The 21826-nt window shown below is 68.9% G+C and carries 17 protein-coding genes; 4 read left to right on the top strand and 13 right to left on the bottom strand.

Annotated elements, in window-relative coordinates:
* Positions 1 to 3: 3 nt before the first annotated feature.
* From P7V53_RS02775 to P7V53_RS02715, 13 genes are all read right to left on the bottom strand, one after another.
* Complete coding sequence (locus tag P7V53_RS02775; protein ID WP_280153947.1) at positions 4 to 1167, bottom strand: thiolase domain-containing protein; 1164 nt, start codon at positions 1165 to 1167, stop codon at positions 4 to 6.
* Positions 1168 to 1189: 22 nt separating this feature from the next.
* Positions 1190 to 2167 carry a tripartite tricarboxylate transporter substrate binding protein gene (locus P7V53_RS02770; RefSeq protein ID WP_280153946.1) on the bottom strand — a complete coding sequence of 326 codons (978 nt, stop codon included), beginning with the start codon at positions 2165 to 2167 and terminating at the stop codon, positions 1190 to 1192.
* A 119-nt stretch (positions 2168 to 2286) separates the two neighbouring features.
* On the bottom strand, positions 2287 to 3213 hold the full coding sequence (locus P7V53_RS02765; RefSeq protein WP_280153945.1) for a ribokinase: 927 nt from the start codon (positions 3211 to 3213) through the stop codon (positions 2287 to 2289).
* A complete protein-coding gene (locus P7V53_RS02760) occupies positions 3213 to 4511 on the bottom strand; it encodes a TRAP transporter large permease (RefSeq protein ID WP_280153944.1) in 1299 nt (432 codons plus the stop codon). The genes P7V53_RS02765 and P7V53_RS02760 overlap by 1 nt, the downstream gene beginning before the upstream one ends.
* Positions 4508 to 4978: a TRAP transporter small permease gene (locus P7V53_RS02755; RefSeq protein ID WP_280153943.1), complete on the bottom strand. Its 471-nt coding sequence runs from the start codon at positions 4976 to 4978 to the stop codon at positions 4508 to 4510. The genes P7V53_RS02760 and P7V53_RS02755 overlap by 4 nt, the downstream gene beginning before the upstream one ends.
* Positions 4978 to 5976, bottom strand: coding sequence for a sialic acid TRAP transporter substrate-binding protein SiaP (locus tag P7V53_RS02750; protein WP_280153942.1), 999 nt, complete (start codon positions 5974 to 5976; stop codon positions 4978 to 4980). Before P7V53_RS02750 ends, P7V53_RS02755 begins: the two co-directional genes overlap by 1 nt.
* Before the next feature lie 32 nt (positions 5977 to 6008).
* Positions 6009 to 6929, bottom strand: a complete 921-nt coding sequence (locus P7V53_RS02745) for a dihydrodipicolinate synthase family protein (protein WP_280153941.1) — start codon at positions 6927 to 6929, stop codon at positions 6009 to 6011.
* Between the two features lie 28 nt (positions 6930 to 6957).
* On the bottom strand, positions 6958 to 7836 hold the full coding sequence (locus P7V53_RS02740; RefSeq protein WP_280153940.1) for an isocitrate lyase/PEP mutase family protein: 879 nt from the start codon (positions 7834 to 7836) through the stop codon (positions 6958 to 6960).
* A gap of 2 nt (positions 7837 to 7838) precedes the next feature.
* Entirely contained in the window at positions 7839 to 8660 is an 822-nt protein-coding gene (locus tag P7V53_RS02735; RefSeq protein ID WP_280153939.1) for a glucose 1-dehydrogenase, read from the bottom strand.
* A 5-nt stretch (positions 8661 to 8665) separates the two neighbouring features.
* Positions 8666 to 9673 (bottom strand): TRAP transporter substrate-binding protein, encoded by a 1008-nt coding sequence (locus tag P7V53_RS02730; protein WP_280153938.1) that lies wholly within the window; start codon positions 9671 to 9673, stop codon positions 8666 to 8668.
* Positions 9674 to 9701: 28 nt separating this feature from the next.
* Positions 9702 to 10979 (bottom strand): TRAP transporter large permease subunit, encoded by a 1278-nt coding sequence (locus P7V53_RS02725; RefSeq protein ID WP_280153937.1) that lies wholly within the window; start codon positions 10977 to 10979, stop codon positions 9702 to 9704.
* Complete coding sequence (locus P7V53_RS02720; protein WP_280153936.1) at positions 10976 to 11506, bottom strand: TRAP transporter small permease; 531 nt, start codon at positions 11504 to 11506, stop codon at positions 10976 to 10978. The genes P7V53_RS02725 and P7V53_RS02720 overlap by 4 nt, the downstream gene beginning before the upstream one ends.
* Positions 11503 to 12912, bottom strand: a complete 1410-nt coding sequence (locus P7V53_RS02715) for an FAD-binding oxidoreductase (protein ID WP_280153935.1) — start codon at positions 12910 to 12912, stop codon at positions 11503 to 11505. Before P7V53_RS02715 ends, P7V53_RS02720 begins: the two co-directional genes overlap by 4 nt.
* A 141-nt stretch (positions 12913 to 13053) precedes the next feature.
* On the opposite strand from P7V53_RS02715, the gene P7V53_RS02710 reads away from it, so the two are divergent.
* From P7V53_RS02710 to treS, 4 genes are all read left to right on the top strand, one after another.
* Positions 13054 to 13746, top strand: coding sequence for a GntR family transcriptional regulator (locus tag P7V53_RS02710; protein WP_280153934.1), 693 nt, complete (start codon positions 13054 to 13056; stop codon positions 13744 to 13746).
* Positions 13747 to 14104: 358 nt separating this feature from the next.
* Entirely contained in the window at positions 14105 to 15982 is a 1878-nt protein-coding gene (glgB, locus tag P7V53_RS02705) for a 1,4-alpha-glucan branching protein GlgB (RefSeq protein WP_280153933.1), read from the top strand.
* A gap of 2 nt (positions 15983 to 15984) precedes the next feature.
* Positions 15985 to 18027 (top strand): alpha-1,4-glucan--maltose-1-phosphate maltosyltransferase, encoded by a 2043-nt coding sequence (locus tag P7V53_RS02700; protein ID WP_280156418.1) that lies wholly within the window; start codon positions 15985 to 15987, stop codon positions 18025 to 18027.
* Positions 18028 to 18440: 413 nt separating this feature from the next.
* Positions 18441 to 21782, top strand: a complete 3342-nt coding sequence (treS, locus tag P7V53_RS02695; protein ID WP_280153932.1) for a maltose alpha-D-glucosyltransferase — start codon at positions 18441 to 18443, stop codon at positions 21780 to 21782.
* Positions 21783 to 21826: the final 44 nt, after the last annotated feature.

Here is a 21826-nt window from a genome sequence, read left to right as displayed (position 1 = left end):
GCGTCAGTCCCGGCCGAGGATGAGGGTGGCGCTGCCGTGGCGCGTGCCGAGCAGGCCGCCGATGCCGTTGACCAGCGCCAGCTCGCAGCCGGGCACCTGCACCAGCGGATGCGCTTCGCCGCGCAGCTGCCGCACCGCTTCGATCACCTTGGTGATGCCGCCACGGTTGCTCGGATGGTTGTTGCACAGGCCGCCGCCGTCGGTATTGACGGGCAGGCGGCCGACCCCGGCGATCAGGTTGCCGTCGGCAACGAAGCGGCCGCCTTCGCCCTTGGCGCAGAAGCCCAGGTCCTCGAGCTGCATCACCACCGTGATGGTGAAGCTGTCGTAGATGGAGGCATAGCGGATGTCGTGCGGCGAGACGCCCGCCTCCTCGAAGGCCTTCGGCCCGGACCAGGCCGCGCCGGAGTACGTGAGGTCCACGCGCCCGCCGGCCTGCCCCTTCACCGCCTCGCCGGCGCCCAGCACGCTGACGAGCGGACGCTGCAGGCTGCGCGCGATCTCGGGCCGCACGACAACCAGCGCGCCGCCGCCATCGCTGACGACGCAGCAGTCCAGCTTGTGCAGCGGGTCGGACACCAGCGGCGAGGCCAGCACGTCCTCCACAGTGACCACCTCGCGCAGCATGGCGTGCGGGTTGTGCCGGGCGTGGTGCGAGGCCGCGACCTTCACCCAGGCGAGCTGCTCCGCCGTGGTCCCGAACTCGTGCATGTGGCGCATCGCCGCAAGCGCATAGGCATTCAGCGTGACCGGCGCATACGGCGCCTCGAACGGCACCTCCGGCACGTTGGGCCGCGCCGCCGCGGCCACCCCGCTGGACGCCTCGGCGCGCGGTCGTCCGGCGAGCGTGACGAGCGCCACATCGCAATGGCCGGTCGCGATGGCGTGCGCCGCATGCGACACGTGGGAGAGGTAGGACGAGCCGCCGGTCTCGGTGGAGTCGACGTGGCGCACGCGCAGGCCCAGGTAGTCGACCATGCTCAGCATGCCGAATCCGGGCGCGTCGCCGGCGCAGAAGTAGCCGTCGACGTCCTTGAAGTCGAGCCCTGCGTCGGCCAGCGCGCCGCGGGCGCATTCGTAGTGCAGCTGGGCGGTGGACTTGTCCGGCGCCTTGCGAAGCGGATGTTCCCAGGCGCCCGCGATGCAGGCCTTGCGCTTGATCGTCATACGGTCTCCCGTGCCATCAGCCTCATTCGAGCCGGATGTTGGCGTCCTTGATGATTCGCGCGTACACCGCCGCATCCGACTTGACGACGCGTGCGAACTCATCGCCCTTCAGCTCGCCGGGCGTCATGCCCAGCGATTCGATGCGCGCCACGACGTCCGGCAAGTGCACGATGCGGCTCGCCTCGGCGATGAACTTGGCAGCGATGGGCGCCTCGACGCCGGTGGGCATGAACAGGCCGAACCAGCCCACCGGCTCGAAGGACTGGTAGCCGAGCTCGGCGAAGGTCGGCACGTTGGGCAACGCCTTGTTGCGCTGCGGGCCGGTCACCGCCAGCGCCTTCATCGAATCGAGGTGCGGCCTTGCCGTGGCCATGTCGATGAAGGCCGACGAGAGCTGCCCGCCGCGCAGGTCCTGCAGCAGCGGCGCGGCGCCCTTGTACGGCACGTGGATCAGGTCCACGCCCGCCTGCAGGTTCAGCAGCGAGCCCTGGATGTGCGACGAGGTGCCGATGCCGTAGGAGCCGTAGCTGTGCTTGCCAGGGTTCGCCTTTGCGGAAGCGACGAACTCCTTCAAGGTGCCGGCCGGCGAGGAAGCAGGCACCAGGAACACCGAGTTCGTGCTGGCCACCTGCACCAGCGGCTGCAGGTCCTTCAGCACGTCGTACGGCAGCTTAGGCATCAGCGACGGCACCTGCACCAGCGCCGTGATGCCCAGCAGGATGGTGTGCCCATCGCGCGGCGCCTTGGCCACCAGGTCGTTGCCGATGGTGCCGGAGGCGCCGGGCTTGTTTTCGACCACCACCGTCTGCCGCCACGATTCCTGCAGCTTGGTGGCGATCAATCGCGCCAGCGTGTCGGTGGCGCCGCCGGCCGGGTAAGGCACGACGATGCGCAGCGGCTGGCTCGGATACGCAGAGGCGTCCTGCGCAAATGCCGCTGCGTGGGCGCCACACAGCGCCATTGCGACAGCGAACGCGCGCCGGGTGGATGAGGCTCTCATGGCTTTGTCTCCGTCTGAGTTGGGCGGCTTTGACTCATTGGAAACGGGTGGACGGCGCGGTCGCAATGGCGCGTCGTGGCTGTGAGATTGGCCGAAACGATCAGGTGATGCGCCTGCCCTCACCCACCCCGCCGCGCCAACAGCGCCATCACCTCCGGCAACGAAGGCATGCCGCCGATCGCCCCCTGCCCCGTGACCGACAGCGCGGCCGCGGCGTTGGCGCAGCGCATCGCCTGCTCGAGCGGCTCGCCGCGCGCCAGCGCGGCTGCCAGGGCGCCGGTGAAGGTGTCGCCGGCGCCTATGGTGTCCGCCACGCTGCGCATCGCCCAGCCGGGCAGCTCGACACACGGCTCGGCAAGGCGCCACAGGGAGCATCCCGCGGCCCCCAGCGTGACGACCACCGCGCCGGCCCCGCGGCCGAGCAGCACGCGCGCGGCTTCGTCGACCGGCGTGCCCTCGGGCACGCCCGCCAGCGCGAGCACCTCGGTCTGATTGGGCGTCAGCACGTCGGTCAGCGCGATCAGCTCGTCGGGCAGCGGCTGCGCCGGCGCGGGATTGAGCAGGGTGAGCACCCCGGCGGCGCGCGCCACGCGAAACGCGGCCAGCGTCGCGGCCAGCGGCACCTCGCACGAGGCCATCACGACCCGGCTGCCGGCGAGCAGTGCCGCGGCTGCCTCGACATGGCGGCCGGCCAGGCCTGCTCCCGCACCCGGCGCCACCGCGATGCTGTTGTCCCCGTCGTCGAAGACCAGGATCTGCGCGACGCCGCTGCGCTCGCCATCGGCCTGCTCCACCTGCGACGTGACGATGCCCTCGCGCTCCCACAGCTCGAGTGCCATTGCGCCGAACTCGTCGCGCCCGATGCGGGCCACCACCGCCGTGCGAGCCCCCTGGCGCACGCAGGCGACCGCCGCATTCGAGCCCTTGCCGCCCGGGCTGATCTCGAACGAGCGTGCCAGCAACGTCTCGCCGCGGGCGATGGGGCGCGGCACGCGCGACACCAGATCGGCGTTCCAGCTCGCGATGCACACCACCTGCACGCTCATCACTTCACTCCATAGCCCATCGACTGCGGCAGCCAAAGGACGATCTGCGGAAACACCGTGATGACCAGCAGCACGAGCAGCAGCATCAAGAGGAAGGGCCAGCCTTCGCGCAGCATGGCCGGGATGGGAATGCCGGCCAGCGCGTTGGTCACGAACAGCAGCATGCCGAACGGCGGGGTCACCAGGCCGATCATCATGTTGACCACCACCACGACGCCGAAGTAGACGAGGTCGATGCCCAGTGCCTTCGCCGTCGGGATCAGCATCGGCACGAACACCAGAAGCATCACCGAGGTGTCGAGAAAGCAGCCGAGCACGAGGAAGGCCACGTTGATGAGCAGCATGAACTGCAGCGGCGTGAGGTCGCGCCCGTCCACCCATGACGCCAGCAGCTGCGGCACACCCTCCGAGGTGAACGCGTAGTTCAGCATGAAGGCGCCGGCGATGATCATCGTGATCACGGCGCTGGAGCGCGTGGACTCGAGCAGCACGCCGAACAACGTGCGCCAGCTCAGCGCGCGGTAGACCACGCCGGCCAGCAGCAGCGCGTGCAAGGCTGCAACCGCCGCCGCCTCGGTGGGCGTGAACACGCCGCTGTAGATGCCGGCCAGCAGCACCACCGGCAGCGACAGCGGCAGCGCACCGCGAAAGATCAGCTCGGGCCAGCGCGAGAGCGGGATCGGCGCTTCACGCGGCATCTGCCGCCGGGTGGCGATCACCTGCACCGCGATCATCAGCATCACGGCCATCAGCAGGCCGGGCACCACGCCGGCGAGGAAGAGCGCCCCGACGGATGCGCCCGAGACCAGCGCGTAGATCACCATCGGGATGGACGGCGGAATGATGGGGCCGATGGTCGCGCTGGCCACCACCACTGCCCCGGCGAAGCCCGGGCTGTACTCCGGCTTCTTGAGCATCTGCCGGATGGTCACCAGCCCGGGGCCCGCGGCGTCGGCGATCGCGCTGCCGCTCATGCCGGAGAAGATGACGCTGACCAGGATGTCGACCTGCGCCAGCCCGCCGCGCAGCCGGCCGACGACGATGCGGCAGAAGTCGAACAGCCGCTCGCTGACCGTGCCGGCGTTCATCAGGTTGGCGGCCAGGACGAACAGCGGGACCGCGAGCAGGACGTAGCTGTTGTACAGGCCGTTGCCGACCTGCTCGGCCACCAGCCCGAGGTCCTGCCGCTTGGCGACCAGGTAGGCGATGCCGCCGGCGAGCATGGAAAAGCCGACCGGCGTGCGCAGCGCCATGCAGACCACCAGGACGATGAGCAATGTCGCCAATGCGGCCGTCATGCCCCGGCCCCCTCGTGCCCGCGCAGCAGGGCCCAGCAGCGCCAGGCGGCGCGCACGACCAGCGTGACGAGCAGCAGCACGAACGGCAGGAACACCCACATGAACGGCACGCCGAGCACCGGCGTGCCTTCGCGCGCCATGAAGTGCACGTAGTCCCAGCACGCCGGCAGCGCCCAGCCGGCCAGGGCGCCGACGATGAGACTGCCCAGGCCGAGCATCCAGCGTCGCATGGCCGGACCGGCCGCGTGGAACGCGAGGTCGAACACCACGTGCTCGCGGTCGGGCACCATGAACGCCGCCGCCCACAGGATGACCCAGACGTACAGGATCACCGCGAGCTCGTCGGTCCAGGGCAGCGGCCGGTCGAAGCCGAAGCGCGCGACGATCTGGACCAGGAAGACGACGAACAGCGTCGCGAACAGGGCCACGCCGACGGCGTCGGCGCCCCTGCGCAGCCAGCGCGCCATCACTTGACGGCGCCGATGCGGTCGAGCAGCCCCTTGGGCCAGGACTTGCCGTACTCCGACGCCGCGTACGCCTGCTGCACCGTGCGGCGGAAGGCCTCGACATCGGGCGTGGTGACCGTCAGCCCCTGCTGCTTGAAGAAGTCGACCAGCTGGCCCTCTTCCTTGAGGCGGTTCTCGTCGTTGAAGCGCGCCGCCGCCTGCGCGGCGGCCTTGACCTTCTGCTGCTGCGCCGGGCTCATCGCCTTCCACGCCTTGTTGGAGACCGCGATGAAGATGCCGTCGACCAGGTGCTGGGTCAGCACGATCTGCTTGGTGACCTCGTAGAACTTGGCCGCGCGCACGGTGGGCAGCGGATTGTCCTGACCGTCGATGGTGCCCGTCTTCAGGCCGAGGTAGACCTCGCCGAACGCCAGCGGCGTGGCGCTCGCGCCCAGCGCCTCGCCCAGGAACAGCCACTCCTTGCTGGCCGGCATGCGCAGCTTCACGCCCTTGAGGTCGGCCGGCGTCTTCACCGGCCGCTGGTCGCGCAGCGTGACCTGTCGCGTGCCGAGGTAGATCGGCGACAGCACCGTCACGTCCATCTTGTCGGCCACCAGCTTGAACATCTCGTCGCCGATCGGCCCGTTGAACACCTTCTGCAGGTGCGCCGGGTCGCGGATCACGTAGCCGGAAGTGAAGATGGAGAACTCGGGCACCAGCTTGGCGATGTCGAAGGCCGAGATGGCCGCCAGCTCCAGGTTGCCGCGCGCCATGGCTGCCGGCTCGGCACCCTGCTTGAACAGCGCCGCGTTGAGGTTGACCTGCACGTCGAACTCGCCGGGCGCGCTCTTCTCGAGCGCTTCCTTGAACACGGTCCACATCTTGCCGTGCCAGTCGTCGGCCACGGCCGGCGTGGACACGCGCAGCAGCACCTTGTTCTGCGCCGATGCGGGCAACGGCGCGAGCGCCAGCGCGGCGGCCAACGCAAGCCACCAGCGGCGGGAAAGCAGTCGGGTCATCGTCGTCTCCTCTTGTTGTCGCTCGTCCATCCTCAGTCGACGTTGCGGTCGGCGCCGAAGGCCTTCATCTGCGAGGCGAGGCGCTGGTATTCGGCGTCCGACAGCGGGACCAGCGGAGGGCGCACGCGCCGCCAGCCGGGGTCGTCGTTCAGGAACGCCATGATGCCCTTGAACGCGGCCGTCATGCCATAGCCGCCCAGGATGTCCAGGAAGGCGCGCACGCGCTGCTGGTCGCGCTCGGCGTCGGGGCCGTCGAAGCGCGTGACCATGCGGTGAACCAGGCGCGGCATCACGTTGGCGATGCCGCTCACCGCGCCGGTGCTGCCGCGCGCGCCCAGCACCGGCAGGTCGGGCTCGTTGCCGACGTAGACCATCACGCGATCGATGAAGGCATCGGCCAGCGCCAGCGAGGCGGTCCGGTCGCAGCCGCTGTCCTTGATGCCGACGATGGTGTCGGGGTACAGCTCCTTCAGCGTCGCGATGACGGGGTGGCTGAGGGGCACGCCCGAGACCTGGGGGATGTGGTACAGGTAGAGGCGAAGTCGCGCGTCCGCGACGCGGTCGATCACCCAGCGATACGCGTCGATCACGCCCTGGTCGGGCACGCCCTTGAGGAAGAACGGCGGCAGCATCAGGCAGCCGTGCGCGCCCAGCTGCAGCGCATGGCGCGTGAGCGCCACCACCTCGGGCAGCGCGGCGCAGCTGGTGGACACCAGGATGCGCTCGGCCGGCACCCCGCGCGCCACCAGTCCGTCGATGGCGTCGCGGCGTTCCGCCATCGAGAACGACGGGCCTTCGCCGGTGGTGCCGAATGGCGTGATGCCGGTGCAGCCGGCGTCGAGCAGGGACCTCGAATGGCGCGCGAACGAATCGATGTCGATGTCCAGTGATTCGGTGAGCGGCGTCAGCAGCGCGGGCCAGATGCCGTTGAAGGGGGCTTGGGGTGCGGTCACGTCAGTCCTTCGATGGGAGGGAGGTGGATCAGGAAGCGGGGGCGCCGAACGCCTCGTCCAGCCGCTGGTGGTCGGCGAGGCCGACGACCTGCGAGAACTCGGCGTAACTCATGCCGGGCTGCGGCAGCGCCCGCGGCGTGCCGTGCGCCTTGAGTACGGCCAGTGCCTGCTCGACGGCACGCGCCGCGCAGAACAGCGCGGTCACGGCGTGGAACAGGAGCGAGAAGCCCATCTGCTGCAGGTCGGCGCAGCCCAGGGCAGCGGCCTCGGTGCCGTCGACGATGGAGACGACCTTGGGGCCCGGCACGCGGCGGGCCACCGCCTCGACCTCGGCCACGGTCTTGATGCCGTCGACGAACACGAGGTCGGCCCCGGCATCCTGGTAGCGCAAGGCACGCGCGACCGCTTCGTCGATGCCCGCGGCCGGCAGCGCATCGGTGCGCGCGATCAGCAGCAGCGCGTCGTCGCCGCGCGAGCGCATGGCGCATTGCAGGCGGCGCATGTTCTCGCGTGCATCGATCAGGCGGATGCCTGCCATCTGGCCGCAGCGCTTGGGCGCGACCTGATCCTCGAGATGGATGGCCGCGACGCCGGCCTGCACGTGCTCGCGCACCGTGCGCTCGATGTTCGAGGGCCCGCCGTAGCCGGTGTCGGCATCGGCGATCACCGGGATGCCCACCGCACGCGCCATGTCGCGCGCATGCGTCGTCATCTCGGTCTGCGTGAGCAGCCCGATGTCGGGCTGGCCGAGCCGTGCGGCGGTGGCGCCGAAGCCGGTCATGTACACCGCCGGAAACCCGGCGCGCTCGACGAGCCGCGCGGACAGCGCGTCGAAGGCGCCCGGCGCGTGGACGATGGGGCCGGCGGCGAGGAGCCGCTTCAGGCGCAAGGCAGGGTGCTCGGTCATCCTCAGCTCATCATCAGGCCGCCGTCGATGTTGATCGCCTGGCCGGTCATGTAGTCGGAGGCGGGCGACGCCAGGTACAGCGCGAGGCCCGCCACGTCGTCGGGCTGCTGCGGCCGGCCCATCGGCACCGCCGCCACGCGCTGCTTCCAGGCCTGGCCTTGATCGATGCCTTGCAGCGCGGTCCAGTCACGGTCCATGCGCGCCCACATGTCGGTCTCGACCAGGCCGGGACACATCGCATTGACGGTGACATGCGGGGCCAGCGTGATCGCCGCCGATTGCGTCAGGCTGATCACCGCGGCCTTGCTCGCCCGGTACGGCGCGATCACCGACGCGATGGGCCCTGCCCCGCTGCGTCCGGCGATCGACGCCATCGTGATGATCTTGCCGCGCGGCCGGCCCGCCGCCAGCGGCGGCTGCCCGCTCATCGCGCGCGCCGCGGCCTGCAGCGAGAGGAAGGTGCCGGTGACGTTGACGTGCAGCGTGCGGTCCCAGGTTTCGGCGTCCAGGTCGAGCAGCGGGCGCAGCGTGACGATGCCCGCGTTGCACACCATCACGTCGAGGCGGCCCCAGGCCTGCTCCGTCCGGTCGACGAGCTCCGCGCAGTCCGCGGCGCTGGTCACGTCGGCACGCAGGGCGAGTGCGTCGGCGCCGGCGGCGCGCACTTCGTCGGCCACCGCGGCTGCGGCGTCGGCATCGAGGTCCGACACCACCACGGCGCGCGCACCGTGGCGGGCGAATGCCAGGGCCAGGCCGCGGCCGATGCCGCGGCCCGCGCCGGTGATCGCCACCACGCAACCGGCCGCGGACAGCTCATGGGTCATCGTCGTCACTGCCCCCGGATGCGCTTCAGGTCGTCGAACACCAGGTTCATCGCCTCCTCGCCGATGGCCTTGCCGTGGCGCTCGTAGATGACCTTCGACTTCTCGCGGATGCGCTGCATCTCGGCCGGCGCGATCTCGTTGACCTGCATGCCCTTGGACCTGAGGTTGGCCACGCTCTTGTCGGCCTGCTCGCGATTGACGCGGCGCTGCTCCTCGCGGCCCACCACGGCGCACTCCTTCAGGGTGGCCTGCTCCTGCGGCGACAGCGTGTCCCAGGTCTTCTTGGAGAACAGCACCAGCGTCGGGCTGTAGGCGTGCTTGGTGAGCGTGAGGTACTTCTGCACCTCGTAGAACTTCATGTTCTCGATGTTGTTGAACGGGTTCTCCTGGCCGTCGACGGTCTTGGTCTCGAGCGCCGAGTAGACCTCGGAGAACGCCATCGGCACCGCGTTGCTGCCCAGCGTCTTGAAGGTGTCGAGGAAGATGTTGTTCTGCATCACGCGCATCTTCACGCCGTCGAAGTCCTCCAGCCGGGTGATCGGACGCTTCGAGTTGGTGGTGTGTCGAAAGCCGTTCTCCCACCACGCCAGGTTGACGGCGCCCACGGCGGGCAGCTTGGCCGAGAACCATTCGCCGACCTTGCCGTCGAGCACCTGGTCGGCTTCCTTCTCGTTGTTGAACAGGAACGGCAGGTCGAACACGCCCAGCGCCGGGATGATGCTGGTGAGCGGGGCGGTGGAGGTGAGCACCATCTCCAGCGAGCCGGTGCGCACCTGCTGCGTGGCGGTGAGGTCGTTGCCCAGCGAGCCGTCCCAGTACGGCTGGATCTTCATCTTGTTGCCCGACTTCTGCAGCGTGCACGCGCCCATCTTGGCCAGCCCGTTGCCCATCGGGTGCTCCTTGCTGACGCCGTTGGAGACGCGGAAGGTGCGCTCCTGGAACTGGGCCTGGGCACCGCCGGCGGCGATGGCGGCAACTGCGGCGACGGCCGCGAGGGTCTTGCGAGAGGTCATGGTCTATGTCTCCTGTCCACGAAAGAAGTCAGCTCATCCATTTGAGAGGTACCAGCACCAGGCTGGGGAACAGCACCAGCAGCAGCAGCACCGCCAATTCGGCCCACAGGAAGGGCCACAGCCCCTTCATGAGCTCGCTCATCGAGATCTTGGAAACCCCGCAGATGACGTTGAGCACGATGCCCACCGGCGGCGTGATGAGGCCGATGGCGTTGTTCATGATGAACAGCACGCCGAAGTACACGGGGTCGATGCCGGCCTGCTTGACGATGGGCATCAGCACCGGCGTGAGGATCATCAGCGTCGGCGCGAAGTCGAGCGCGGTGCCGACGATGACCACGATGACCATGATCACCAGCATGAGCAGCGTCGGGCTGCCCATGAAGGGCGTGAGCATCGCGGCCACCTGGTTCGGCACGTCGGAGGTCGTGATCAGCCAGCCGGACACCAGCGCCGCGGCGATCAGGAAGACGACGACGGCGGTGCTCTTGGCGGCCGCGACCAGCAGCGGATAGAGCTGGCGCAGCGGCAGCTCGCGGTAGACGAAGGCGCCGACGACGAAGGCGTAGACGCAGGCGGCCACGCCGGCTTCGGTGGGCGTGAACACGCCGAACTTCAGGCCGCCGATGATGCCGGCCGGCATCAGCAGCGCCCAGATCCCGTCGACGCCGGCACGCATGCGCTCGGCCATGCCCTGGCGCGGCAGCACCTGCACCTGGTCCTTGCGGGCCACCCAGAGCCAGGTGATCAGCAGCGACAGGCCCATCATCAGGCCGGGGAAGATGCCCGCCAGGAACAGCTTGCCGATGGAGACGTTGGCGATCACGCCGAACACGATGAGGCCGATCGACGGCGGGATCACCGGCGCGATCACGCCGCCGGCGGCGATCAGCCCCGAGGCGCGCGGCACGTCGTAGCCGGCCTTGCGCATCATCGGGATCAGCAAGGCGCCGAGGGCGGCGGTGTCGGCGGCCGCGCTGCCGGAGATGGCAGCCATCACCACGGCCGCGAAGATGGCCACGATGCCCAGGCCGCCGCGCAGGTGGCCCACCCAGGCGAGCGCGAAGGCGACGATGCGCTTGGAGATGCCTCCGGCGTTCATCAGCTCGCCGGCCAGCATGAAGAACGGGATCGCGAGCAGCGGGAAGCTGTCGGCGCCCTCGACCAGCTTCTGCGAAAAGATGGTGGTGTCGATCTGCCCCTGGGCCACCATGAGCGCGCCGCCGCAGATCAGCAGTGCGAACGCGATCGGCAGGCCCAGTCCCATCGCGCCGAGCAGCGAGATGGTGAACACCGCGGCGGTCATGCGCGCGCTCCTTCGGCGTGGGCCGGCGGCATCTCCTCGCTCTCGGTGATCTCGATGAGCTCGTCGTCGGCGATGCGGCCGGTGACGATGCGCCACAGCTTGTGCAGCGCGTGAACCGCGATCGCTCCGCCGGTGAGGTAGCCGACGCCGAAGACCCAGATCATCGACAGGCCGGTCACCGGCGCCATCGTGGTCGCATTGACCTCGTGCTGTCGCCAGGTGCCCCAGACCAGCATGACCGAGCAGAGCAGGATCATGGCCTGGCAGAGCGTCAGGCAGATCATCTTGCCGCGGCGCGTCAGCTTGCTGACGAAGGCGTCCATGCCGAGGTGCGTGCCGTCGTGCATGGCGACGATGGCGCCGATGAAGGTCAGCCAGACGAAGAAGAAGCGCGACAGCTCCTCCGACACCGTGATGCCCGAGTTGAACGCGTAGCGCAGGACCACGTTGCCGAAGACCATGACCACCATGCCGAGCAGCAGCATGGCAAGCACGAATTCGATGGCTTTGAACAGGCGGTCGATCACAGCACTTTCCCCGGGTTGAGCAGCGATTGCGGGTCGAGGGCGGCCTTGATCGTGCGCATGAGCGCGATCTCGGCCGGGCTGCGCGCATGGCCCAGCCAGCGCTTCTTCGCCGTGCCGATGCCGTGCTCGGCCGACACCGTGCCGCCGAGCTCGCGCACGAGGCCGTAGATCACCTCGTCCATCTCCGCCTTGGGCTGCTGCTCCAGCGGCACGCCGGGGACCCACACCACGAGGTGCATGTTGCCGTCGCCGATGTGCCCGTAGTGCACGCTCAGGCAGCCGGGGATGCGGGCCGCCAGCGCCGGCTTGCAGCGCTGCACGTAGGCATCCATGTCCTTGACCGGCAGGCCGATGTCGTACGAGATGTGCGGGCCCAGCACCTGGAAGAACTCGGCGCAGGCGTCGCGCAGCGCCCAGAAGGACTGCGTGTCGGCCACCGAGCGGGCCACGGCCGCGTCGGCGAGCAGGCCATCGTCCATCAGGCGTTCCATCCAGGCCTCGAAGCGCGGGCCGTCCAGCGCCTCGTCCGTGCCCTGGGCCTCGACGAGCACGTAGATGCCCTCGCGCGGCTCCACCGGGCTGCGCACGCCGACGCGCTCGGTGACGACCTGCCAGTAGTCCGGCCACATCACCTCGAAGGCCGACAGCAGCGGCCCGAGCCCTCGCCGCGCGGCGCCGAGCAGGCGCACGACGGCGGCGTAGTCGGGCACGACGCACAGCGCGGACATGGTGCAGCCGGGCTTCGGGAACAGCCGCAGCACGATGCGCGTGATGATGCCCAGCGTGCCCTCGCTGCCGATGAACAGCTGCTTCAGGTCGTAGCCCGCGTTGTTCTTCAGCATCTTGTTCAGGTTGGTGACGACGGTGCCGTCGGCCAGCACCACCTCCAGCCCGAGCACCATCTCGCGCGCCATGCCGTAGCGGATGACGCGGTTGCCGCCGGCGTTGGTCGACAGGTTGCCGCCGATCGCGCAGGAGCCGCGCGCGCCCAGGTCGAGCGCGAAGTAGAAGTCGGCTTCGTCGGCCGCGCGCTGCACCGCCTCCAGCGGGGTTCCGGCGCGCACGGTCATGGTCGCGCTCGCGGCATCGATCTCCTCGACGCCCACCATGCGCTCCAGCGACAGCGCGACCCAGCCGGCCTCCGGCCTCGCTCCGCCGCACAAGCCGGTGAGCCCGCCTTGCGGCACCACCGGCAGCCCGACGGCCCGGCACGCGCGCAGCGCCTGCGACACGCCGGCCGCATCGAGCGGCCGCACGACCGCGATCGGCGCCTGCGGGGGCTGCGTGCTCCAGTCGTTGCAGTTGCGCTCGGGCACGTCTGCGCCGATCAGCACGGCGGAGGCCCCGAGCGAGTTGCGAAGCTCCTGCAGGGCGGCGAGCGCGGCGCTGGTGATCTGGCTGTCCATGCGTAGTATTCTTGTATGTAAGGTACTAGGGCACATCAGTACAATCACTGAGAAGAAATCGCTTGGGCGCACGGGGCGATCTGCGAGACTTGTCGCGGGATGCGCTCGCGCGCCCTCGTGATTCACCGCGGGAGATGCACATTGAGCGCTGCCAAATTCAAGATCGAGACGCCCAAGTCGCTCGGCACACTCGTCGCGCAGCGGCTGCGCGACGCCATCATCGACGGCCAGTTCGCGCTCGGCGCGATGATTCCGGAAGAGACGCTCGCCAGCTCGTTCGGCGTCAGCCGCACGCCGGTGCGCGAAGCGCTGAACCAGCTGCAGCTGCTGGGGCTGGTCGTCGTGCGCCCGCAGCGCGGCAGCTATGTGTTCGAGGCGTCGGAGGACGACATCGCGGCGCTGTGCGAATTCCGCTGCGTGATCGAGCCGCGCGCCGCCGAGCTGGCGTGGCGGCACGACCGCGACGCGACCATCGCCTCGGTGAGCGCCGCCATCGCCGACATGAACGCGGCACGCAGGCAAAAGGATGCCGTGCGCTACAGCCGCGCAGACACGCAGCTGCACGAGGCCTTCGTCAACCACTGCGGCAACTTCTACGTGCAGGCCGCCTACGCGACGGCTGGCGCGAGGATCGCGGCGCTGCGCACGCACCTGTCGGCACCGGGCGACGTGCTGCATTCGAGCGGCTTCGAGCAGCACAAGCGGCTGCTCGATCTGTTTCGTGAGGGCGACTTCAAGGCCTTCGAGGCCCTGATGCGCGAGCACGCCACCGGAACCCGCAAGCGCTACGTGGCCAACCTCAAGGCGCGCGCCGACGGCACCGGCATCGCGTAATTCAATCGACCTTCGCGCCCGACCGCCGCACGACGCTTTCCCACTTCCTGATCTCCGCCGCGACATGGCGGCCGAAGTCACCGCTGGACATCCCGTACACCAAGGCTGGCGCCGGGCCAGCAGGACGTGCACCGCCCGGTGCTTGCATGGCCCCAGCCCGCCACGATGCCGCGCGCCGCGCCTACGGCAATTCGCGGCTCGATGGCTGTGCAGGCACGTGCAGGCACGCGAACTGCCTGGGGCCGAAAGGGCATGCTGCCGACACCGGCATTCGACTCTTCCGATTGTTGCGGCACATGCCGGCGTGCTACGGTGAATCGGGATCTCCACACCCACGGGGCCACAAGACGAAGAAGGGATGGACGCAGTCGTGCTGAGTGATCAAGACCTCTATCTGTTCCGCGAAGGCACCCATTCCCACCTCTTCGAGCACCTGGGCTGTCATCCCACTCGCGATGGCGGTGCGCAGTTCCGGGTCTGGGCGCCGGCAGCGACCGGTGTGTCCGTGATCGGGGAGTGGAACGACTGGGATCCGCGGGCCTGCCCACTGTCCGCCCGCAGCGACCACAGCGGGATCTGGGAGGGCGCGGCCGACCAGGCGCAGCATGGTCAGATCTACAAGTACCGCATCGAGACCGCGGACGGCCGCCGGCTGGACAAGGCCGATCCCTTCGCCGTGTACGCGGAATTGCCGCCGGCCACCGGCTCGCGCGTGTGGTCGCTCGAATACGACTGGCAGGACAGCGAGTGGATGGCGACGCGCGGCGCGAAGAACGCGCTCGATGCCCCCATCGCCATCTACGAGATGCACGCCGGGTCCTGGCGTCGCAGCAATGGCCAATACCTGGGATGGCGCGCGCTCGCGCCGGTCCTGTGCGCGCACCTGCGCGAGACCGGCTTCACCCACGTGGAGCTCATGCCCGTGACGGAGCATCCGTTCTACGGCTCCTGGGGTTACCAGACGACGTCCTACTTCGCGCCCACCGCGCGCTACGGCACGCCACAGGACTTCATGTACTTCGTGGACTTCCTGCATCGCGAGGGCTTCGGCGTGCTGCTCGATTGGGTGCCTTCGCACTTTCCGGACGACCCGCACGGGCTGCACGAGTTCGACGGCACGCATCTCTACGAGCACGCCGACCCGCGCCAGGGATTCCATCCCGAGTGGCACTCGATGATCTTCAACTACGGCCGGCACGAGGTCCGCAGCTTCCTCGTCTCGTCGGCCCTGTTCTGGCTCGACAAGTACCACGCCGACGGACTTCGTGTGGACGCGGTCGCCTCCATGCTCTACCTCGACTACGCGCGCCAGCCTGGCGAATGGATCCCCAATCGTCAGGGCGGCAAGGAGAACCTGGAGGCCATCGACTTCCTGCGCCGCCTGAACGAGTCGGTCTACCGGGAGCACCCCGACGTGATGACCGTGGCCGAGGAGTCGACCGCCTGGCCGATGGTGTCCCGCCCCACCACCACCGGCGGCCTGGGCTTCGGCATGAAGTGGAACATGGGCTGGATGCACGACACGCTGGCCTTCATGAAGGAGGATCCGGTCCATCGCCGCTATCACCTCGACAAGCTGACCTTCTCCCTGGTCTATGCCTTCAACGAGAACTTCGTGCTGCCGCTGTCGCACGACGAAGTGGTCTACGGCAAGGGATCCCTGCTCGGGCGCATGCCGGGCGACGAATGGCAGCAGTTCGCCAACTTGCGCACCCTGCTGGCGATGATGTGGACGCATCCGGGCAAGAAGCTGCTCTTCATGGGCGGCGAGTTCGGACAGCGCAGTGAGTGGGCGCACGAGGGCGAGCTCGACTGGATCCAGGCGCAGGCGGAGCCGCACCGCTCCCTGCAGCGGCTGGTGGGCCAGCTCAATGCCCTGTACCGGGCCGAGCCGGCGCTGCACGAGATCGACTTCAGCGCCGAGGGCTTCGAGTGGGTGGAGAACCGCGATGCGGACACCACGGTGATCTCATTCCTGCGCAAGCCGCGACACGGCGCGCCGGTGCTGGTCGTGTGCAACCTCACGCCGGTGCCGCGCCAGAACTACCAGCTGGGCGTGCCCACGAAGGGCCGCTGGCGGGAAGTGCTGAACACCGACTCGCGCGACTACGGCGGCTCGGGCTGGGGCAACCTGGGCGGCGCCGACACCGCGCCCATCCGTTCGCATGGCCGCCGCCACACGCTCAGCCTGACGCTGCCGCCGCTGTCGGTCGTCGCCCTCAAGCCCGATGCATGAACATGGCCGACCTGCGCAAGACCCGCAACCACAGCCCCGACCCGCTCGACCACAGTGACGGACGCCTGCGTGCGGTCATCGATGCCGTGCTGCCGTCGGTGGACGGCGGCCGCTTCGCCGTCAAGCGCGTGACGGGCGAGCCGCTGCAGGTCGAGGCCCACTGCTTCACCGACGGCCATGACGTGCTGCGCGCCATGCTGTGCTGGCGTGCCGAAGCGGAGACGGCGTGGCGCGAAGTCGAGATGACGCCCACTCACAACGACGTCTGGCACGCCGCGTTCACGCCGCCGGCGCCGGGGCGGTACCTGTACACCGTCACCGCCTGGGTCGACCACTTCCGCTCCTGGCGCCACGAGCTGAAGCGACGCACCGACGAGGAGGACATCCGCCTGGCCGTGCTCATGGGCGCCGAGCTGCTCGCGGACGCGGCCGCGCGCGCCAAGGGCGCCGACCAGAAATCACTGAAGGAATGGAGCGCCAGGCTGCGCCGCGAGAGCGATTCGGCCATGGGCGCCGACGGGCTGAAGACGCTCGCGCTCGACGAGTCGCTGGCGTCGCTGGTCGACCGCTACCCCGGCCGACAGCTGGCCACGACCTATCCGGTGGCGCTCCCCCTGGTGGCAGACATCGAGCGAGCGCGCTACAGCACCTGGTACGAGCTGTTCCCGCGCTCGGCCTCGCCGGATCGCGGACGCCATGGCACTTTCGCCGACGTGGAGGCGCGCCTGCCCTATGTCGCGGAGATGGGCTTCGACGTGCTGTATTTCCCGCCCATCCATCCCATCGGGCGCGAGCGGCGCAAGGGCCGCGACAACGCGCTGGTGGCCGGGCCGGGCGACGTCGGCAGCCCGTGGGCCATCGGCTCGGCCGAAGGCGGCCACAAGAGCATCCACCCCGAGCTGGGCACGGCGGAGGACTTCCGCCGGCTGGTGGGCAAGGCGCGCGACCTGGGCATCGCCATTGCGCTGGACATCGCGTTCCAGTGTGCGCCGGACCATCCGTACGTGAAGGAGCATCCCCGGTGGTTTCGCTGGCGCCCGGACGGCACGGTGCAGTACGCCGAGAACCCGCCGAAGAAGTACCAGGACATCTATCCGTTCAATTTCGAGACGGAGGATTGGCGCGCGCTGTGGGCGGAGCTGAAGAGCGTGTTCGAGCACTGGATCGGCGAAGGCGTGCGCATCTTCCGCGTCGACAACCCGCACACCAAGTCGTTCGCGTTCTGGGAGTGGTGCCTGGGCGAGCTGAAGCGCGAGCATCCCGAGCTCATCTTCCTGGCGGAGGCCTTCACGCGCCCCAAGGTCATGCACCGGCTGGCCAAGCTGGGCTACACCCAGTCGTACACCTACTTCACCTGGCGCAACACGCGGCAGGAGCTCGTCGATTACTTCACCGAGCTCTCGCAAGGCCCGGGCCGCGAATACTTTCGGCCCAACGCCTGGCCCAACACGCCCGACATCCTCAACGAGCACCTGCATTCGGGCCAGCGCTCGGTGTTCATGTCGCGCCTCGTGCTTGCCGCCACGCTGTCGGCCAACTACGGCATCTACGGGCCGGCCTATGAGCTGATCGAGCACGTGCCGCGCTCCCCCGGCAGCGAGGAGTACCTGCACTCCGAGAAGTACCAGTTGCGCACCTGGAACCTCGACGATCCCGACAGCCTGCGCGACTTCATCACGCGCGTGAACCGCATCCGGCGCGAGAACCCGGCGCTGCAATCCGACTGGAGCCTGCGCTTCTTCCCCACCGACAACGACCAGCTCATCGCCTACGCGAAACGAAGCGCCGACGGTGACAACGTCATCCTGGTGGTGGTCAACCTGGACCCTCATCACGTGCATTCCGGCTGGCTCGCGCTCGACGCCGGCGAGCTCGGCCTGGACGACGAGCGCGAGTACGAGGCGCACGATCTGCTTTCGGACCAGCGATTCCTGTGGCACGGCATGCGCAACTTCGTTCAGCTGGATCCGCATCGCGCACCTGCGCACATCTTCCGGCTGCGCCAGCGCCTGCGCAGGGAACAGGACTTCGACTACTACCTTTGATTGATGAATACCTCTCGAGGAAAAGATCATCGGCACGCGTGGTTGCCGTCCTTCGGACGGCATGCCTTGACGCACGGCACCCCCTGCCCCCCGCCGAGCGGGGGTTCCAGTTCGACCGACCACTCCCCCGCAGCCCCCCTCCGGGAGGAGGGCTCCAGCATGCATGACAGGGCGGCTGCGCCGGCAACACCTCGTGGCCTGGCGCGCGCATGTTCTGCTGGCCGCAGGCCAGCTCGTCAATCGAACTGGTGCCCCCTTCCCGGAAGGGGGCTGGGGGTTGTGGTCGGTCGAACTGGAACCCCCGCTCGGCGGGGGGCAGGGGGTGCCGTGTGTCAGGCCGAACGGCAGGCCGAACGGCAGGCCGAACGGCAGGCCGTTCTGCCGGCCGAAGGCCGGCCGCCGGAGCTCTTCCCATGAACGCCCCGACAACCCCTCACCTCCAGGAAGCAGAACAAGGCGCCACGGTGCCCAGCGACGATGCCGCGCTCTGGTACAAGGACGCGGTCATCTATCAGCTCAACGTCAAGGCCTTCTTCGACTCCAACGACGACGGCATCGGTGACTTCAAGGGCGTCGCCGCCAAGCTCGACTATGTGAAGGACCTGGGCGTGAACACCATCTGGTTCATGCCCTTCTACCCCTCGCCCCTGCGCGACGACGGCTACGACATCTCGCACTACGACGACGTCAACCCGCAGTACGGCACGCTGGACGACTTCAAGCTCATGCTGCACGAGGCCCACAGGCGCGACCTGAAGGTCATCACCGAGCTGGTCATCAACCACACGTCCGACCAGCATCCGTGGTTCCAGGCCGCGCGGCGCGCGCCGCCGGGGTCGCCCGAGCGCGACTTCTACGTGTGGAGCGATACCGACGAACGGTACAAGGGCACGCGGATCATCTTCACCGACACCGAGACCTCGAACTGGACCTACGACCCGGTGGCCAAGGCCTATTTCTGGCATCGCTTCTTCAGCCACCAGCCCGACCTCAACTTCGACAACCCCAAGGTGCTGGAGGCCATCTTCCGCACCATGCGCTTCTGGCTCGACATGGGCGTGGACGGCTTCCGCCTCGACGCGATCCCGTACCTGGTGGAACGCGAAGGCACCAACAACGAGAACCTGCCGGAGACGCACGCGATCATCAAGCAGCTTCGCGCGGCGATCGACGCCAGCTACCGCGACCGATTCCTGCTCGCCGAGGCCAACCAATGGCCGGAGGACGTGCGCGACTACTTCGGCGAGGGCGACGAATGCCATGCCGCCTACCACTTCCCGCTGATGCCGCGCATCTACATGGCCATCGCGCAGGAAGACCGCTTCCCGGTGGTCGAGATCATGCAGCAGACGCCGGAGATCCCGGACACCTGCCAGTGGGCCATCTTCCTGCGCAACCACGACGAGCTGACGCTCGAGATGGTGACCAGCAAGGAGCGCGACTACATGTACAGCACGTATGCGGCGGACCCGCGTGCGCGCATCAACCTCGGGATCCGCCGCCGGCTCGCACCGCTGATGGAGAACGACATGGACCGCATCAAGCTGATGAACAGCCTGCTGCTGTCCATGCCCGGCTCGCCCATCATCTATTACGGCGACGAGATCGGCATGGGCGACAACGTCTTCATCGGCGACCGCAACGGCGTGCGCACGCCGATGCAGTGGAGCCCGGACCGCAACGCCGGCTTCTCGCGGGCCGACCCGCAGCGGCTGTACCTGCCGCCGATCATGGATCCCATCTACGGCTTCGAGGCGGTCAACGTCGAGGCCCAGCTGCGCGAGCCGTCGTCGCTGCTGCACTGGATGCGAAGGCTGCTGGCAGTGCGCCGAAGCAGCAAGGCCTTCGGCCGCGGACAGCTGAGCTTCCTGAAGGCCGGCAACCGCAAGGTGCTCGCCTACCTGCGCGAGCACGAGGACGATGCCATCCTCTGCGTGGTCAATCTCGCTCGCAGCGCGCAGCCGGTGGAGCTCGACCTGTCGCGCTTTCGCGGCCGCGTGCCGGTCGAGATGCTGGGCCGCACGCACTTCCCGCCGATCGGCGACCTGCCCTACCTGCTCACGCTGCCGGCGCATTCGTTCTACTGGTTCCGCCTCGCGGCGAACGTCGCGGTTCCCGACTGGCACCAGGAATACCTGCATGCCGAGGACCGGCCGGTGCTGGTGCTGTTCGACGGATGGAACAGCCTGTTCCGCGACCATGTCGTGCCGTGGCGCATCGGCATGGCCGTCAAGACGCGAGAGAAGTTCGAGCTCGACACGCTGCCGCGCTACCTGGAAGCGCAGCGCTGGTATGCCGCCAAGGGCACGGCGGTCAAGCGTGCCCGCCTGAGCGACCACTTGATGTGGGAAGAGGGCTCGGACACCTGGCTGCTCGCGCTGCTCGATGTCGACGGGACCGACGAACCGTCGCGCTACTTCGTCGCGCTGGCGATGGCCTGGGACGAGCAGGACGAGGAACGGGTGCGCAACCTTGCCGGCACGGCGGTGGCGCGCGTGCGCCAGCAGGCCAACATCGGCGTGATGGGCGATGCCTTCGCCGACGAGCCGTTCTGCCGCGTCATGCTTCAGGCGATCGCCCAGGGACGCGAGCTGCCCACCGCGCAAGGCACGCTGCACTTTCGGCCGACCTCGGCGTTCGCCGAGCTCGCGGGTGCCGACCCGCGGGCGCTCCCGGTGGGCCGGCCCAAGGCGATGAGCAGCAACACGCTCGTCACGTTCGACGAGCGCCTCTTCCTCAAGGGCTATCGGCGCCTGCGCCCGGGGCTGAATCCCGAGGTCGAGATCGGCCGCTTCCTGACCGAAGTGGCGCGCTTCCCGCACTGCGTGCCGCTGGCCGGCATGCTCGAGCACACCGGTGCCGACGGCACGGTCACGACACTGGCGGTGCTGCAGGCCTACGTGCCCAACCAGGGGGACGGCTGGGAGTACACCCACGACTACCTGGCGCGATATCTCGAGGAGCGGCGCCACACCGTCGAGCCGCCGCCACCGGACGTGCATGGGGGCTACCTCGAGCTGGTGCGCCGGCTGGGGCAGCGCACTGCCGAGCTGCACCTCGCGTTCGCCACCCAGGGCGGCGGTCCTGCCTTCGAGCCGCAGTGGCTGACGACGGCCGACGTGACCCAGCAGACCCACGACATCCTTGCCGAGGCGCGCGCCACGATCGAGCAGCTGGCAGCCATGGCCGATCGCCTGGGGTCCTCGGCGCCGCCCGAGGCCGGGGCGGTGCTCGCCATGCGCGACCAGATCCTGCGGCGCGTCGGCGACCTTGCCGCGGGCATGCCGCGCGCGCTGAAGACGCGCCTGCACGGCGACTATCACCTGGGGCAGGTGCTGGTGTCGCGCAACGACTTCGTCATCATCGACTTCGAGGGCGAGCCCAGCCGCGGCTTCGAGGAGCGCCGCGTCCTCCAGTCGCCGCTGCGCGACGTGGCGGGCATGCTGCGCTCCTTCGGCTATGCCGGCGCCAACGCGTTGCGCGGCATCGCGCTGAACGCGGACGAGGCCGCCGCGCTGGCGCCGCTGATGCTCGAATGGGAAGCGCAGGCGCGCCGGGCCTTCCTGCAGTCGTACGACCAGCATGCTCGCGGTCACTCGCTGTACGACGCGCTGGAGCCCGGCCACGGCCTGCTCGGCCTCTACGAGCTGCAGAAGGCGCTGTACGAGCTGCGCTACGAGATCGACAACCGGCCCGACTGGGTCGGCATTCCGCTGCAGGGCATCCTGGGCTTGATGCGGCCTGTGCGAGCTTGATGATCGCTTCCTTTCGCTGAAGGCGCCCTTCCGCAGGAGAGACC

The organism is Piscinibacter sp. XHJ-5 (assembly GCF_029855045.1).
Taxonomy (GTDB): domain Bacteria; phylum Pseudomonadota; class Gammaproteobacteria; order Burkholderiales; family Burkholderiaceae_C; genus Albitalea.
This window is presented reverse-complemented; position numbering and strand designations above follow the sequence as displayed.

Bases quoted from the DNA above. Each gene is read 5' to 3' on its own strand.
- P7V53_RS02730 (WP_280153938.1), bottom strand. From the start codon at position 9,673: ATGACCTCTCGCAAGACCCTCGCGGCCGTCGCCGCAGTTGCCGCCATC.
- P7V53_RS02715 (WP_280153935.1), bottom strand. From the start codon at position 12,912: ATGGACAGCCAGATCACCAGCGCCGCGCTCGCCGCCCTGCAGGAGCTT.
- P7V53_RS02755 (WP_280153943.1), bottom strand. From the start codon at position 4,978: ATGGCGCGCTGGCTGCGCAGGGGCGCCGACGCCGTCGGCGTGGCCCTG.
- P7V53_RS02740 (WP_280153940.1), bottom strand. From the start codon at position 7,836: ATGACCGAGCACCCTGCCTTGCGCCTGAAGCGGCTCCTCGCCGCCGGC.
- P7V53_RS02775 (WP_280153947.1), bottom strand. From the start codon at position 1,167: ATGACGATCAAGCGCAAGGCCTGCATCGCGGGCGCCTGGGAACATCCG.
- P7V53_RS02735 (WP_280153939.1), bottom strand. From the start codon at position 8,660: ATGACCCATGAGCTGTCCGCGGCCGGTTGCGTGGTGGCGATCACCGGC.
- P7V53_RS02760 (WP_280153944.1), bottom strand. From the start codon at position 4,511: ATGACGGCCGCATTGGCGACATTGCTCATCGTCCTGGTGGTCTGCATG.
- P7V53_RS02725 (WP_280153937.1), bottom strand. From the start codon at position 10,979: ATGACCGCCGCGGTGTTCACCATCTCGCTGCTCGGCGCGATGGGACTG.
- P7V53_RS02770 (WP_280153946.1), bottom strand. From the start codon at position 2,167: ATGAGAGCCTCATCCACCCGGCGCGCGTTCGCTGTCGCAATGGCGCTG.
- treS (WP_280153932.1), top strand. From the start codon at position 18,441: ATGAACGCCCCGACAACCCCTCACCTCCAGGAAGCAGAACAAGGCGCC.
- P7V53_RS02750 (WP_280153942.1), bottom strand. From the start codon at position 5,976: ATGACCCGACTGCTTTCCCGCCGCTGGTGGCTTGCGTTGGCCGCCGCG.
- glgB (WP_280153933.1), top strand. From the start codon at position 14,105: ATGGACGCAGTCGTGCTGAGTGATCAAGACCTCTATCTGTTCCGCGAA.
- P7V53_RS02765 (WP_280153945.1), bottom strand. From the start codon at position 3,213: ATGAGCGTGCAGGTGGTGTGCATCGCGAGCTGGAACGCCGATCTGGTG.
- P7V53_RS02700 (WP_280156418.1), top strand. From the start codon at position 15,985: ATGGCCGACCTGCGCAAGACCCGCAACCACAGCCCCGACCCGCTCGAC.